Source organism: Streptomyces sp. ID05-26A, from assembly GCF_033794685.1.
Classification (GTDB): Bacteria; Actinomycetota; Actinomycetes; order Mycobacteriales; family Pseudonocardiaceae; genus Lentzea.
Window position 1 is genome coordinate 2249981 of record NZ_JARAYZ010000001.1, and the last position, 14122, is coordinate 2264102.

At 68.9% G+C, this 14122-nt stretch carries 16 protein-coding genes; 14 read left to right on the forward strand and 2 right to left on the reverse strand.

What is annotated here, in order from left to right; all coding sequences use genetic code 11:
- Positions 1–168 precede the first annotated feature (168 nt).
- Positions 169–336, reverse strand: a complete 168-nt coding sequence (locus PV646_RS11160; RefSeq protein WP_166048541.1) for a hypothetical protein — start codon at positions 334–336, stop codon at positions 169–171.
- Positions 337–446: 110 nt separating this feature from the next.
- Between PV646_RS11160 and PV646_RS11165 the strand changes: the two genes are divergently transcribed.
- The 11 genes from PV646_RS11165 (at position 447) to PV646_RS11215 (ending at position 10578) form a co-directional block, all read left to right on the forward strand.
- Positions 447–1307: a S49 family peptidase gene (locus tag PV646_RS11165; RefSeq protein ID WP_500341340.1), complete on the forward strand. Its 861-nt coding sequence runs from the start codon at positions 447–449 to the stop codon at positions 1305–1307.
- A 72-nt stretch (positions 1308–1379) separates the two neighbouring features.
- Positions 1380–2237: a LytR/AlgR family response regulator transcription factor gene (locus PV646_RS11170; RefSeq protein WP_500341341.1), complete on the forward strand. Its 858-nt coding sequence runs from the start codon at positions 1380–1382 to the stop codon at positions 2235–2237.
- Entirely contained in the window at positions 2234–2662 is a 429-nt protein-coding gene (locus PV646_RS11175) for a hypothetical protein (protein WP_500341342.1), read from the forward strand. Before PV646_RS11170 ends, PV646_RS11175 begins: the two co-directional genes overlap by 4 nt.
- 1 nt (position 2663) lies before the next feature.
- Positions 2664–4463 (forward strand): sodium/solute symporter, encoded by a 1800-nt coding sequence (locus tag PV646_RS11180; protein ID WP_500341343.1) that lies wholly within the window; start codon positions 2664–2666, stop codon positions 4461–4463.
- 259 nt (positions 4464–4722) lie between these two features.
- Positions 4723–5073 carry a DUF485 domain-containing protein gene (locus tag PV646_RS11185; protein WP_189156564.1) on the forward strand — a complete coding sequence of 117 codons (351 nt, stop codon included), beginning with the start codon at positions 4723–4725 and terminating at the stop codon, positions 5071–5073.
- Positions 5070–6689, forward strand: coding sequence for a monocarboxylic acid transporter (locus PV646_RS11190; RefSeq protein WP_500341344.1), 1620 nt, complete (start codon positions 5070–5072; stop codon positions 6687–6689). The genes PV646_RS11185 and PV646_RS11190 overlap by 4 nt, the downstream gene beginning before the upstream one ends.
- 119 nt (positions 6690–6808) lie before the next feature.
- A complete protein-coding gene (locus tag PV646_RS11195; protein WP_500341345.1) occupies positions 6809–7303 on the forward strand; it encodes a SigE family RNA polymerase sigma factor in 495 nt (164 codons plus the stop codon).
- On the forward strand, positions 7300–8190 hold the full coding sequence (locus tag PV646_RS11200; protein ID WP_500341346.1) for a hypothetical protein: 891 nt from the start codon (positions 7300–7302) through the stop codon (positions 8188–8190). Before PV646_RS11195 ends, PV646_RS11200 begins: the two co-directional genes overlap by 4 nt.
- Positions 8191–8257: 67 nt before the next feature.
- Entirely contained in the window at positions 8258–8596 is a 339-nt protein-coding gene (locus PV646_RS11205) for a rhodanese-like domain-containing protein (RefSeq protein ID WP_500341347.1), read from the forward strand.
- Positions 8597–8598: 2 nt separating this feature from the next.
- Positions 8599–9504, forward strand: coding sequence for a DUF4328 domain-containing protein (locus PV646_RS11210; protein WP_500341348.1), 906 nt, complete (start codon positions 8599–8601; stop codon positions 9502–9504).
- Positions 9505–9570: 66 nt separating this feature from the next.
- Positions 9571–10578, forward strand: coding sequence for a glycerophosphodiester phosphodiesterase (locus PV646_RS11215; protein WP_500341349.1), 1008 nt, complete (start codon positions 9571–9573; stop codon positions 10576–10578).
- On the opposite strand, the gene PV646_RS11220 is transcribed toward PV646_RS11215, so the two are convergent.
- On the reverse strand, positions 10575–11759 hold the full coding sequence (locus PV646_RS11220) for a cytochrome P450 (protein WP_500341350.1): 1185 nt from the start codon (positions 11757–11759) through the stop codon (positions 10575–10577). The genes PV646_RS11215 and PV646_RS11220 overlap by 4 nt on opposite strands.
- Before the next feature lie 255 nt (positions 11760–12014).
- Between PV646_RS11220 and PV646_RS11225 the strand changes: the two genes are divergently transcribed.
- Genes PV646_RS11225 through PV646_RS11235 form a run of 3 tightly spaced genes read left to right on the forward strand, consistent with a single transcriptional unit; the run spans position 12015 to position 14103 of the window.
- On the forward strand, positions 12015–12755 hold the full coding sequence (locus tag PV646_RS11225) for a glycerophosphodiester phosphodiesterase (RefSeq protein ID WP_500341351.1): 741 nt from the start codon (positions 12015–12017) through the stop codon (positions 12753–12755).
- 28 nt (positions 12756–12783) lie between these two features.
- Positions 12784–13719: a DUF5926 family protein gene (locus PV646_RS11230; RefSeq protein WP_500341352.1), complete on the forward strand. Its 936-nt coding sequence runs from the start codon at positions 12784–12786 to the stop codon at positions 13717–13719.
- Positions 13720–13764: 45 nt separating this feature from the next.
- Entirely contained in the window at positions 13765–14103 is a 339-nt protein-coding gene (locus PV646_RS11235; protein WP_500341353.1) for a DUF952 domain-containing protein, read from the forward strand.
- Positions 14104–14122: the final 19 nt, after the last annotated feature.

Here is a 14122-nt window from a genome sequence, read left to right on the forward strand (position 1 = left end):
CGATTGTGGTGTTGACCAATGAACAGCCGGTCGTTGAAACACCAGGGACCGGCCGCGAGCAAAGGCCACATCCAGTGCACCAATCACCAGCACCCGAGCGCGTCCGCGTCTGCATCAAGTGCACCGCCAAGGGGTTCAACAGCTGCAAGTGCTGACAGGCACCGCAGGTCAGCGTGCTGCCACCGCCAAAGTCGTGATCAGCACGACGGCGCACACGCTCCAGCTCACCCACATCCAGTAGATGTGCATCGGCGTCGGCCCGGCGGCGTTCTGCCTGCCCCGGTCGTCCCACCACTCGACATACCGTTCGAGCCAGCGGATCGGGTTGAACGTCACAGCCCGAACCTAGCACCACGACCAGCACTTTGTGTTCCAGGTCACGCGGGAGCAACCGACAGCGCAGTTGGGCTCCCGCGTGTCCTCGAAACGCACGTACTGTCGAGTACATGAGCGTCACGGACAAGATCGCGGCCCGTCTCCCGAGGGTCATGGACCGGGGTGAGCGGCCTCCGGTGGTCGCGGCGGTGCGGTTGCACGGGGTCATCACCCCGCAGTCCTCGCCCGTCGCCCGCAACACGATCAACCTCCAGAACCTCGAGTCGGCGATCAACCGCGCGTTCGACAACGAGCGCCTGATCGCCGTGGCTCTGCTCATCAACTCTCCCGGCGGCGCGCCCACGCAGAGCGCTCTCATCGCCGAGCGCATCCGGGAGCTCGCCACCAAGAAGCACGTGCCGGTGCTCGCGTTCTGCGAGGACGTGGCGGCGTCCGGTGGTTACTGGCTGGCGTGCGCGGCCGACGAGATCTACGCGCACGGCACGAGCCTCGTCGGGTCCATCGGTGTCGTGAGCGCCGGGTTCGGGCTCAACGGCCTGCTGGACAAGGCGGGCGTCGAGCGCCGCGTCTACACGGCGGGCGAGAACAAGGTGCGGCTCGACCCGTTCCAGGCCGAGAAGCCCGAGGACGTCGAGTGGCTCAAGGGTCTGCACGCCGATCTGCACGAGCAGTTCAAGGCGTGGGTGACCGAACGCCGCGGTGCCAAGCTCAAGAGCGAGGAAGACCTCTTCAGCGGGGAGATCTGGACCGGCAGCAAGGCCCAGCAGCTCGGTCTGATCGACGGCATCGGGACGATCCGGACCGTCATCGCCAAGCGCTTCCCGGACGCCGAGCTCACGATCGCGGAACCGCGCAAGCCCTTGCTGGCCAAGCTCGGGCTGACCGGCGCGTCCACCCGATCGGGCGATCTCGTGACGCAGGTGCTCGCCAGTGTCGAGGAACGTGCTCGCTGGTCCCGATTCGGGCTCTGAGCATCAGTTCGGTTTCACAGGGCGTGTCGCCACCTACCCCGGCGTAGACATGACCGCACATTGATGGGCAAGATGCCCGACACAGTGAGTACCCATGACAACACCGGTCTCCTCGTCCTCGCAGTCGATGACGAGGCCCCTGGGCTGAGCGAGATCAAGTTCCTGCTCGAGAGCAGTCCTCACATCAGGCGCGTTCTGACAGCGTTCGACGCCGCCGAGGCCCTGCGCATCCTGAGGGGTGACTACGAGCAGGAGGTCATGGCGCGGACCAAGGCCGGCCTGCCGCCGGTCGACGCGGTGTTCGCGGACATCAACATGCCTGGACTGTCCGGAATGGACCTCGCACGGGTGCTCAGTGCGTTCCGGTACCCGCCCGCGCTCGTCTTCGTGACGGGTGTCGAGGAACGCGACGCGCTCGTCACGGCGTTCGACGTCGGCGCGCTCGACTTCATCAACAAGCCGATCAACGAGGAACGCGTCCTCAAGGCGATCTCGCGGGTCGCCGACCGGGTCGGACGCACGGCGGCTCCGGCCGCGCAGACGGGCCCGGCCGCGCAGAACCCCGCCGAACCGACCGACGACGAGGTCATCCCCGTCGAGCTCGGCGGCACCATCAAGCTCGTGCCGCGCGCGACCGTGCGGTACGTCGAGGCGCAGGGCGACTACGCCCGCCTCCACACGCAGGACGGCAGCCACCTCGTCCGCATCCCGCTCGCGCAGCTCGAGGAACGCTGGGCGAACGCGGGTTTCGTGCGCATCCACCGCTCGTACCTGGTGGCGTTGCCGCTGGTCAGCGAGTTGCGCATGACGGCGAACGGCTACGCGGTCGTCATCGGCACCGGTGAGGGTGCCAAGGAGCTCCCGGTCAGCCGCCGGCACACCAAGGAGCTCAAGGAACGGATCGTGCGACCGCCGAAGAGCGGCTGGTGAGCAGGCACGACTCGGGGAAACCCGAACAGCCCGCACGGGAGGCCTGGCTCGGTGAGCAGGGCAGCAGGCCGCGCCGCCGCAGGGTCGTGCTCGCGGACGCCTCGAAGAAGAGCGGCAAGGCCTTACGAACGATCATCGAGCTGGAAGAGCAGACCAGCGTCGGTGAGAAGCTCGTCCGCGACCTCATCCGGCAGCAGCTCAAGTCCGCGTTCGGGCTCGCGTTCGCGGTCCTGATCGGCATGTGCCTGTTGCCGATCACCTTCTACCTGGTGCCGTCCATCGGGGATCTGAAGATCCTCGGCATCCCCGTCCCGTGGCTCGTGCTCGGTCTCGCCCCCTTCCCGATCCTCTACGGCGTCGGGTGGGTCTTCCGCAGGCAGGCCGAACGGCACGAGCGCGACTTCGTGAACATGGTCGACCGCTGACGTGAACGCTGACATCTGGAGTCTCAGCGCGATCGCCGTCGTTGCCGCAGTGACGTTCCTGCTCGGCTACGTCGGGTCGCGCAAGGCGAACACCACCCCGGACTTCCTGGTGGCCCGCCGCGCGATCCCGGCCACCCGCAACGCCGCCGCGATCTCCGGCGAGTACCTGTCCGCCGCGTCGTTCCTCGGCGTCGCCGGGCTCGTGCTCAAGGACGGCGTCGACGCCCTCTGGTACCCGATCGGCTTCACCGCCGGTTACCTCGCGCTGCTGCTGTTCGTCGCCGCGCCGCTGCGCCGCTCCGGTGCCTACACGCTGCCCGACTTCGCCGAGGCCCGGCTCGGATCGGCGAACGTGCGGCACTTCAGCACGTTCTTCGTGGTGTGCATCGGCGTGCTCTACCTGGTGCCGCAGCTGCAGTCCGCGGGCCTGACGCTGACCACGATCACCGGCCTGCCCGCGTGGTTCGGCGGCCTGATCGTCACGGCCATCGTGGTGGTCAACGTGCTCGGCGGCGGCATGCGCGCGATCACGCTCGTGCAGGCGTTCCAGTACTGGGGCAAGCTCTTCGCGATCGCCGCGCCCACGTTCGTGCTGTTCGTGGTGTTCCTGGCGTCCCCGGACCGCGGCACGCAGCCGATCAGCGACGACGGCGTGGTGCGGTTCCCGAAGTCCGAGTCGATCACCGTGGCCGAGCAGGTCGTGAAGGTCCGCGTCGAAGTGCCGCTGACGTTGAAGGTGCGCGGCCAGATCGACGGCAGGGAAGCGGACGGCGCGGTGTTCTGGGGCCGCGGCGTCTACGAGCTCAGCCCCGGCACGACGATGGAGTTCACCGCGGGCAGCCCGGTGCCGGTCGTCGAGGGCTCGCCGACCAGCAACTACGACTGGACGCGGCCGCAGACCGGGGGCATCTCCGAGCTGATCAGGACGTACTCGCTGATCTTCGCGACGTTCCTCGGCACGATGGGCCTGCCGCACGTCCTGGTCCGCTTCTACACCAACCCGGACGGCAAGGCGGCCCGCCGCACGGCGTTGCACGTGCTCTACCTGCTGGGCCTGTTCTACATCTTCCCGACGGTGCTGGGTGTGCTGTCGCGGCTCTACCTGCCGCAACTGCTGGTGAACGGCAAGACCGACGCGGCGGTGCTGATGCTGCCGGAGACGATGCTGCCGAACCTGGGCGGTCAGATCGTCGGGGCGATCGTCGCGGCGGGCGCCTTCGCGGCGTTCCTGTCGACCTCGTCCGGGCTCGTGGTGTCGGTCGCCGGGGTGGTGTCGACGGACATCATGCCGGGCAAGGTTCGTGACTTCCGGTGGGCAACTGTGTTCACGGGACTCGTCGCGATCGGCCTGGCGCTGTTGCTTCCCCGCTCCGACGCGTCACTGACGGTGGCGATGTCGTTCGCGTTGGCGGCGTCGACGTTCTGCCCGCTTCTCGTCCTCGGCATCTGGTGGCGGGGACTCACCTGGGTGGGTGCCGTCTGCGGCCTCGTGGTCGGCGGCGGCATGGTCATCACCGCCCAGATCGTCAGCGTCGTCAGCTCCTACACCGGCCGCTGGGCGCCCGCGTTCATCACGCAACCTGCGCTGATCACGGTTCCGGTCGCGTTCATCGTCATGATCATGGTCAGCAAGGCGACCCGCAGACGGGTGCCCGCGGACGTCAGCCAGATCCTGCTGAGGCTGCACGCGCCGGACCCGCTGGGCTTCATCCAGGACCGCTCCATCGCCCGCTTCGGGACCGCCGAGGAGAAGGCCAGGCTGGCGGAGGAGAAGCGCAGGGGAGCTGGCCGAACACGTTAAGTAGCCACCGTTTCAAATGGGTGAAAATTGGTCACTCGAATCGGTGAACGGTGAACTAGGTCACGCTGAGTGCTGTTCGTCTACGCATACTGACCGTTCGTCGCATCACCCGACTGCTGAGCGCAACGGCACGAACGGGGTCTTACCTGAGTGACTCAAGTCTCCATACGGTTCCGGACCAAGAACAGGACCGCACCTGGAGGCATTACGTGCACGTCACGTTGCTGACACCTACGACGAGTACCGCGAGGAGGGGACTGTGAGCAGTGTCGAGCACACCCCGTCTGAGTCGGCCCCAGACGCACAGAAGTGGGCCGACGTCCAAGCGAGCGCTGACTTCACCGAGCTGAAGCAACGTCTGCGCAAGTTCGTCTTCCCCGTCTCCGGACTGTTCCTCGCCTGGTACCTGCTGTACGTGCTGCTCGCGGACTACGCGCACGGCTTCATGTCCACCAAGGTGTTCGGCAACATCAACGTCGGGCTCATCTTCGGCCTGCTGCAGTTCGTGTCGACGTTCGTCATCACGACGCTGTACGTGCGGCACGCGAACAAGAACCTCGACCCGCTGGCGGAGAAGCTCCGCAACGAGATCGAGGGAGACGGCAAGTGAACGAGTCCAGCCCGATCCTCAACATCAGCATCTTCGGTGTCTTCGTCCTGATCACGCTCGTCGTGGTCATCAGGGCGAGCCGCAACACCAAGACCGCTGCCGACTACCTCGCCGCCGGGCGCGCCTTCACCGGCCCGCAGAACGGCATCGCGATCGCCGGCGACTACCTGTCGGCCGCGTCGTTCCTCGGCATCGCGGGCGCCATCGCCCTCAACGGCTACGACGGCTTCCTGTACTCGATCGGCTTCCTGGTGGCGTGGCTCGTCGCGCTGCTGCTGGTCGCCGAGCTGCTGCGCAACACCGGCAAGTACACGATGGGCGACGTGCTCAGCTTCCGGATGCGCCAGCGTCCGGTCCGCGCGGCCGCCGCCACGTCGACCATGGCGGTCTCGTTCTTCTACCTGCTGGCCCAGATGGCCGGTGCGGGCGGTCTCGTCGCCCTGCTGCTCGGCATCACCGGCACCGGTGGCCAGGCCCTGGTCATCGCCGTCGTCGGCGCCCTGATGATCGCCTACGTCCTCATCGGCGGCATGAAGGGCACCACCTGGGTGCAGATCATCAAGGCCGTCCTGCTGATCGCCGGTGCGGGCATCATGACCGTCTGGGTGCTCGCCAAGTACGGCTTCAACCTCTCGTCCCTGCTCGGTGCCGCGGTCGACGCCGCCCCGAAGGCGGGCGAGAAGCTGCTCGGCCCCGGCCTGCAGTACGGCGCGACCGGCACCAGCAAGCTGGACTTCCTGTCGCTGGCCCTCGCACTGGTCCTCGGCACCGCGGGTCTGCCGCACATCCTGATGCGCTTCTACACCGTGCCCACGGCCAAGGAAGCCCGTCGTTCGGTCGTGTGGGCCATCTGGCTGATCGGCATCTTCTACCTGTTCACCCTGGTCCTGGGCTACGGCGCCGGTGCGCTCGTCGGTCCGGACAAGATCAACGCGGCTCCCGGCAAGGCCAACTCGGCCGCCCCGCTGCTCGCGCTGGAACTGGGTGGCCCGATCCTGCTCGGCCTGATCGCGGCCGTCGCCTTCGCGACGATCCTCGCGGTCGTGGCCGGCTTGACGATCACGGCGTCGGCGTCGTTCGCACACGACATCTACGCCAACATCATCAAGAAGGGCCGGGAGGAGAACGGCAACGGCAAGGCCGACGACGAGGACAAGACCGACGAGGTGAAGGTCGCCCGCATCACGGCGATCGTCATCGGTCTCGTGTCCATCGGTGGCGGCATCGTGGCCAACGGCCAGAACATCGCGTTCCTCGTGGCACTGGCCTTCGCGGTCGCCGCCTCGGCGAACCTGCCGACGATCCTCTACTCGCTGTTCTGGAAGAGGTTCAACACCTCGGGCGCGCTGTGGAGCATCTACGGCGGTCTGATCGTGACGATCACCCTGATCGTCCTGTCGCCCGCCGTCTCCGGCAAGCCGACCTCGATGTTCAAGAACGCCGACTTCGACCTGTTCCCGCTGTCGAACCCCGGCATCGTCTCGATCCCCGTCGCGTTCCTGCTCGGCTACATCGGCACGATCCTCTCGAAGGACAAGGCCGACCCCGCCAAGCAGGCCGAGATGGAGGTCCGCTCCCTCACCGGTGCGGGCGCCGAGAAGGCCGTCGCGCACTAGCGGTCGCATTGGAGAACGGGCCGTCCTTCACGGGGGCGGCCCGTTTTTTCGTGTGTGCAACCCTCCCAGGGCCGCTCGCGTATTGACTGCGAACGCGGCAGACAGCTGGGGGGACCGGAGTGCGACGGGACGAGGAGTTCTCGGAGTTCTTCACGAACAGATTCGACTGGGCTCGGCGCACGGCGTACGCGATGTGCGGCGACTGGTCGGAGGCGGAAGAACTCGCGCAGAACGCCTTCGTGAAGGCGTATGCGAAATGGCCGAGCATCAGGCGCGAAACGGCGGAGGGGTACGTCCGCACCATCGTGACGCGCCTGTTCCTCGACAGCAGGCGTCGTGGCCGCGACCGCGAACGCCCTGTCGCCGACCTGCCGGAACACGGCGTCGGCGGTGGTTTCACCGATCCGGACGCCCGGCTGAACGCGGCGCTGCAGCAGGTGGGGCCCAAGCAGCGGGCCGCGCTCGTGCTGCGGTTCGTGCACGACCTGTCCATCGAACAGACGGCCGCTGAGCTGGGCTGTTCGGTCGGCAACGTCAAAAGTCAGACAGCCAGGGGTTTGGCGGCGCTCCGCGAGGCGTACGGCGAACCGGTCAACTCGGAGCGTGATCGATGAACCTCGAAGACGAGCTGCGCGGAGCTCTCAACGTCTCCGCGCCCCCTCCCACGACAACGTTGGACGTGGTGATGAAGCGCGGCCGGCGCCGGGTGTTCGCCCAGCGCGCCGGCGCGATGCTCGGCGTGGTCGCAGTGGTGGCCGGCATCGGTTTCAGCGCGGCGACGCTGAACCAGGCCGCGCCGCCACCTCAGCAGGCAGACCGGCCGGACGCCGGGCCCGCCACCGTGGAGCACGCGCTGACGTGGCCGCGGGTCGACACACCACCGCAGGTGCCGTACGGGACGTGGACGCCCGCGAAGAGCGCCGCTCCACCCGCGGGCTGGTCGGTGGCCGAGATCCCGCTGTGCAACATGAAGCCGTCGCAACGACAGGAGAAGCTGGACCTCGGCGCGGTGGTGTTCAACCCCGAGGCCGTCGACGCGTGGCTCGACCAGGCGAGGAAGCTCCTGCCGGAGGTCACCATCGGCGCCGCGACGCCCAACGCCGACAGCACCGCCTACGAGGCCGACGTGTCCGACTCGCGGGGAACCGGCAGCTTCAGGATCACCGTCGGCAGGTTCGCCGGCACTCCGCTGCAGGCCGCGAACGACGCGCTGTGGGAGACCGGCGACTGCCGGCCCGCCCAGCGGACCGAGATCGCCGGCTCGGTCGTGCAGCTGCACGACGTACGGCCGTTCGAGCCGTTCCAGTCGCTGCTGCAGCCGATGAGGGTGTACCGGGTGGACAGGTCGGTGCTGCAGGTCGAACTGCGCAACTTCGGCAGCCCGGACATCACCGACGACCCGAAGAACCCCGGCATGCGTGCGCGCACCGGCGCGGGCCGTCCGACGCTACCGCTGTCCGACGAGCAGTTCGGCAGGCTCGGCCCCGTCTTCGCGGAGTAGGGGCCCGGGGATGTGCCATGCCGGAGGCTCACGAGAGTGCAACCTCCGGCATGGCAACATCTAGGGCGTGACTGTTCCAAGCGTGGAGATCGCCGACGTGCCGGCGCAGCTGCCCGAGGGCGCCGTTCTGCTGGACGTGCGTGAGCAGGACGAGTGGGACGCCGGCCACGCACCCGGCGCGCTGCACGTCCCGATGAGCGAGATCGGTGCCCGGCTCGAAGAGGTGCCGAACGACGTGCAGCTCTACGTCGTGTGCCGCGCCGGCGGCCGCTCCGCCCGCGTGACCCAGTACCTCAACCAGAACGGCTGGGAGGCCGTCAACGTCGAGGGCGGCATGCAGCACTGGGAGGCCGCCGGTCGTCCGCTCGAGGGCGGCACCGACGGCGCGGAACCCCAGGTCATCTGATCGTGCAGCCGCTGCAGCCGATGCGCGTGGACTGGGTGGCGACTCCGCCACCCGGTGCGTACCCGCAGCCGCAGTCACGTTCGCAGCGGCTGAACTACGGCGGTCCGCCGAACTACCCGGTCCCGCCGCGCTGGGGCTTCCCGCTGCTCGCGTGGCGCTGGCCCACGGCCGTGCCCGGCACGGTCGAGCAGGCCGACTCGGTCGACGGCGTGCGCCGCCTCGCCCGCACCGCGCAGAACTCGCTGTGGCTGCTCGGCGTCGTCGCCCTGTGGGGCGCGTTCTCCGAGATCTGGCGCTACGTGCTGGTCGCGCTGAGCCGGTTCGGCGCGTTGTCGCCGGGTGTCGTGAGCACGTCCGACGCCATGGTGGTGTCCTCCTCCGCGATCACGATCACCGGCTGCTTCCTGTCGCTGATCCTCGGCCTGCTGTGGCTGCGGCGCGCGCGGAACGTGGCCGCGACGCTCGTCGGCTACGGCCCCTCGCGGTCGGACAGCGCCGTGCTGATCGGCCTGATCGTCCCCGGCGTCAACCTCGTCGTGCCCGGCTCGGTGCTCGCCGAGCTCGAACACGCCGTGGCCCGCAGGCCCGCCGATGAGCGCCCCCATCCGTCGAAGCTCCTGCGCTGGTGGTGGGGTCTCTGGGCGGGCTCGGGCCTGACCGTCGTGCTCGTGGTCGCGTGGTCGTTCCGGTCCAGCACCCAGGCACTCGCGGACGGTGTGCTGCTGCACGCGTTCGCCGACCTGCTGCTCGCGGCGGTCGCGGTGACGTCGGCGCTGGTCGTCCGCCGCATCACCACGCTGCTGCTGCCGGTGGACTCCGCGTCCGTCCGGCTGATGCGCGTGGTCGAGGTCAAGGACGCTCCCGAACCCCCGTTGCGCGCGGTCCGCGCGTCCGGCTCGCCCCGCTGATCTGTTCAGGCGACGTTCGTCCCGGCGGGCCTTCCGGCGTTCCCCGGTGAGTGCCAGGTTGGACTGATGCGGACACTCATCGGGGCACTGGTGATCGCACTGATCACCCCGGGCGTCGCCCACGCGCACCACCGCCACTTCGACCTCCAGGCGCATCGCGGCGGCATCGGCCTGACCGTCGAGAGCACGCTCAAGGCGTTCGGCAAGGCGCTCGAACTCGGCGTGACGACGCTGGAGTTGGATCTGCAGATCACGCGCGACGGTCGCGAGGTCGTCACCCACGACCGCAAGACCAACCCGGCGAAGTGCCTCGACACCGCGCCCGCGTTCCCCGGCGACCCGGACTTCCCCTACGCCGGCAAGTACGTGAAGGACCTGACGTTCGCCCAGGTGCGAACCCTGGACTGCGGCAGCACGAGGTGGTCGCAGTACCCGGACCAGGAACTCTCACCGGGCGCCCGCATGCCCACCCTGGCCGAGCTCTTCGACCTGGCGCGCAGGCACCGCGCGTGGGGCATCCGCTTCAACATCGAGACCAAGGTCGAGGCCGCCGCCCCGCACGAGACCGCACCCCGTGAGCAGTTCGTGCAGCGCGCGGTCCGGGAGATCCGCCGCTCAGGCTTCCTGCCCAACGTGACCGTCCAGTCCTTCGACTGGGGCACCCTGATGCGCCTGCGCGAGGTAGAGCCGCGCATCCCGCTGGTGGCGCTGACCCAGCCGGAGATGCTGCGACCGGGCTCTCCGTGGACGGGCGGCCTCGAACTCGCCGACTTCGGCGGCAGCGTCGCGAAGATGGCGAAGTCCTTCGGCGCCAAGGCTTTGTCGCCGGTGCACGGCAACCCGCAGGGCGGCAAGGTCGGCGACCCGGACTACGTGCCGTTCACGACTCGCGAACTGGTCCGGGACGCGCATCGCCACGGGCTGAAGGTGGTCCCGTGGACGGTGAACGACCCGGCCACCATGCACAAGCTGATCGACGACGGTGTGGACGGCATCATCACCGACTATCCCGACCGGTTGCGGAAGGTGTTGCAGGAGCGCGGTTTCACGCTCCCGAAGCGCTACCCGCGCTAGCCGTCCGCGAGCGGCAGCGAGTGCAGGCCGCGGATCACGAACTCCGCCCGCCGGTTCGGTTCCTCGGCCAGCACCGCACCGGGAAGCTTGCGGTGCAACGAGGACAGCGCCGCCTCCACCTCGATGCGCGCGAGCGGCGCACCCAGGCAGTAGTGGATGCCCATGCCGAAGCCGAGGTGCTGGTTCTTCTCGCGGCCGACGTCGAGGACGTCCGGGTTCTCGAAGACCAACGGGTCGCGCGCGGCAGCACCGAGCAGTGCGGCGATCTTCTCGCCGGGTTCGATGACGTGGCCGGCGATCTCCACGCGTTCGGTGGCCGTGCGTTCGAAGAGCTGCAACGGCGAGTCGTAGCGGATGAGTTCCTCTACGGCCGTGGGCATGATCTCGGGGGAGAGGCGTTCCCACTGCGAGCGGTGCTGCATCAGGGCGTAGACGCCGTTGCCGATGACGTTGACCGTGGCCTCGTGGCCCGCCATCAGCAGGAGCACCGCCGTGGCGACGAGTTCGTCCTCGGTGAGCCTGGCGCCGTCGGTGTCCGTGACGGCGACCAGGTCGGACACGAGGTCGGTACCGGGAGACACACGGCGCAACGCGATCAGCTCGCGCAGGTAGGCGACGAACTCGGTGGCGGCACGTTCGGCGGCGTTCTGCTGGTCGGCGGGCAGGCCGTACTCGTACATCTTCACGATGGCGTTCGACCACGGCTGGAGCAGGTAGCGGTCGCTCTGGGGCACGCCGAGCAGTTCCGCGATCACCTCGACCGGCAACGGCGCGGCGACGTGGGCGAGCAGGTCCGCCTGGCCCTGGTCGGAGATCTTGGCGACGAGTTCGTCGACGAGCTTGTCGGCCAGGTCGGCGACCCACGGGCGCAGGCGCTCGACGTGGCCGCGGCCGAACGCGGCGGCGACCAGGCGGCGCAGGCGGGTGTGCGTGGGCGGCTCGTTCTCGAGCAGCGAGTTGCGGTGCAGGAGGTTGAAGGACATGAACTGCTCGACCGGCTTCACGTCCGACCAGATCCGGCCCAGCGAACGGTGTCGCAGGACGGCGGAGCAGGCGGCGTGCGAGACGGCGACGGCGACGCCCATCTGCTCGTGGTGATGCACCTCACCGGCTTCGCGCAGGGTGGCGAAGGCCGGGTACGGGTCGGCGATGAACGCGGGATCTCGCTGGTCGAACGTCACAAGGCGGGACGGTAAGTCGCGAGCGGCGTTTCGTCCACGTCCATTTGATTGATGACTCAAATTGTTGCGCAGACACCAGTGCTGTGGCCGTCGGCCTTCGCCCCGCGATCCGCCGTTCAGACGGGTGCATCGCGGTGCCGGCCCCGCGTCCTCATATCGGGCATATGGGGGCGCGGGGCCGGTGCCGCGAGGCGCCCTGCTGGGCGCCGGAGCGCGCGGTGAAGGTCGGCGGCCACAGCACTATGGTTCGGGGTTGTGCAGCAGCCTGCGATCGTCGCGCACCGTGGCGCGTCCACCGACCGTCCCGAGCACACCATCGGGGCATACGAACTCGCCCTGAAAGAGGGTGCGGACGGTCTCGAATGCGACATCCGCCTGTCGCGTGACGGCGAGCTCGTGTGTGTGCACGATCGCACGCTCGCCCGCACGTCGAACGGCCGTGGCACGGTCAGCGCGCTCACGCTCGAAGAGCTGAGGACGTTCGACTACGGCAGCTGGCACCGCCACGGTCAGCACGCCGGGTTGCTCGTGCTCGACGAGCTGCTGGAGCTGGTCAAGGGCACGAACGTGCAGCTCTTCGTCGAGACCAAGCATCCGGTCCGCTACCGCAACGAGGTCGAGCGCAAGCTCGCCGAGGCGTTGAAGAAGCACGGCCTCACGAGTCAGATCGTCATGATGTCGTTCTCGCCGTCGGCGGTGAAGGCGTTCCGCGAGCACGCGCCGGACATCCGCACGGTGCTGCTGCTCGACCGCCTCGGGCGGTACCGGAGCGGCGCGCTGCCCTCGTTCGCCGACTACACCGGGCCGGGCGTGCACCTGCTGCGCAACGATCCCGACTACGTCGATCGGGCGAGGCGTGCGGGTCACGAGACGTACGTGTGGACGGTGGACAGCGCCGAGGACGTCGCGCTGTGCCGTGACCTGGGGGTCCGCTACCTCGCGACGAACGCCCCGGCGAACACGCGTCGCCTGCTGACGGCTAACTTGGCGACCTAGAAAAAGCCTGAGCACGAGGAGGGCCAAGGTGGCCAAGCGGACCGCGGTCAAGGACGCACCGAAGGACGGGATCAACCCGAAGCAGCCCTGCCCGTGCGGGTCCGGCAAGCGCTACAAGGCCTGCCACGGCGCGCCCGGTGGCGCGACGGACGTGATCGTTTCGCGGCCGTTCGAGGGTCTTGCCGCCGAGTGCGAGCTGATCGCGCTGCGCGAGTTCGTGCCGTCGGCGGTCGTGAAGCTGCCGGTCAAGGACGGCCGCGAGGTCACGCTCGCCACCGTGCTGCCGATGGCCGCCGCCGGTCTGATCCGCGGCGACGACGTGCCGTTCGTCGGCCTGCAGGTGCAGACGCGCTCCGGCGACATCAGCCGCGACCTGGCGCGGGCGCTGCAGTGGGCGCAGCAGGCGAAGACCGGTGACGTGCTGCCCGTCGTGGGCCCCGACGCCGGTGAGAACCCCGGTCGTCTGCAGGACCTGCTCGACGTCGACGCCGACATCACGCCCGTGCTGCACACCGACTTCATCTGGTGGATGCCGGAGGGCACCGAGCCGACCGGTGACGTGGCGCTGTCCCTGGAGCGCGCGAACGCCGCGATCCTGCCGACCGAGCGCCTCGACGCGCCCGGCGTGAAGGCCGCCTACTGGGTCGACGCGGGCGACAAGGCGCACCTGCGCTGGGTCCGGCCGGAGCCCGAGGAGAAGTTGCTGTCCGCGATGGCGCGCCTGTCCGCCCGCGGTGAGCTCGACCTCGGCGAGGGCTCGCGCTACGCCGGTTCGTTCCGCGCGCACGGCCTGCTCGTCCCGGTCTGGGACCTCGACCGCGAGATGCACGCCCGCGAGTGGGCGGAGCCGGCCGAGGCGCTGGGCAAGCGGCTGCTGGAGGCCCTGGCCTCCGACGAGCAGCTGTCCGACGCCGAGCGCCGCGCCCGCGAGGGCCTGCGGGGCCGCCAGATCACCCTGCGGTAGTCCACAGGGTTGTCCACATAGTTGTGCACAAGGAGCTGTGGATAAGTGCTGCTGCACATCATCACGACGGCCGGCTGGGCCGCTGCCCAGTCGGCCGGCTCCATCGCCCCCGCTGAGGGCGAGGAGTTCGTGCACTGCTCCGACCGGGGCGTCGTGCACGTGACCGCCGGCAAGTTCTTCCACGGGCAGAGCGGGCTGTTGCTGCTGGTCATCGACCCGAAGCTGCTCGACGTGCCGGTGCGCTGGGAGGCAGTGCCGGACTCGCCGCTGTGGTTCCCGCACGTCTACGGCGCCATCCCGGTCGCCGCGGTGGCCGAGGTGCACGAGTTCCCCGTTCGGGCGGACGGGTCGTTCGTCCTCCCGGAGGCCGTCGCCGCTCCCTGAGCGCCGGTACCGGAACAGC

Bases quoted from the DNA above. Each gene is read 5' to 3' on its own strand.
- PV646_RS11170 (WP_500341341.1), top strand. From the start codon at position 1,380: ATGCCCGACACAGTGAGTACCCATGACAACACCGGTCTCCTCGTCCTC.
- PV646_RS11215 (WP_500341349.1), top strand. From the start codon at position 9,571: ATGCGGACACTCATCGGGGCACTGGTGATCGCACTGATCACCCCGGGC.
- PV646_RS11165 (WP_500341340.1), top strand. From the start codon at position 447: ATGAGCGTCACGGACAAGATCGCGGCCCGTCTCCCGAGGGTCATGGAC.
- PV646_RS11200 (WP_500341346.1), top strand. From the start codon at position 7,300: ATGAACCTCGAAGACGAGCTGCGCGGAGCTCTCAACGTCTCCGCGCCC.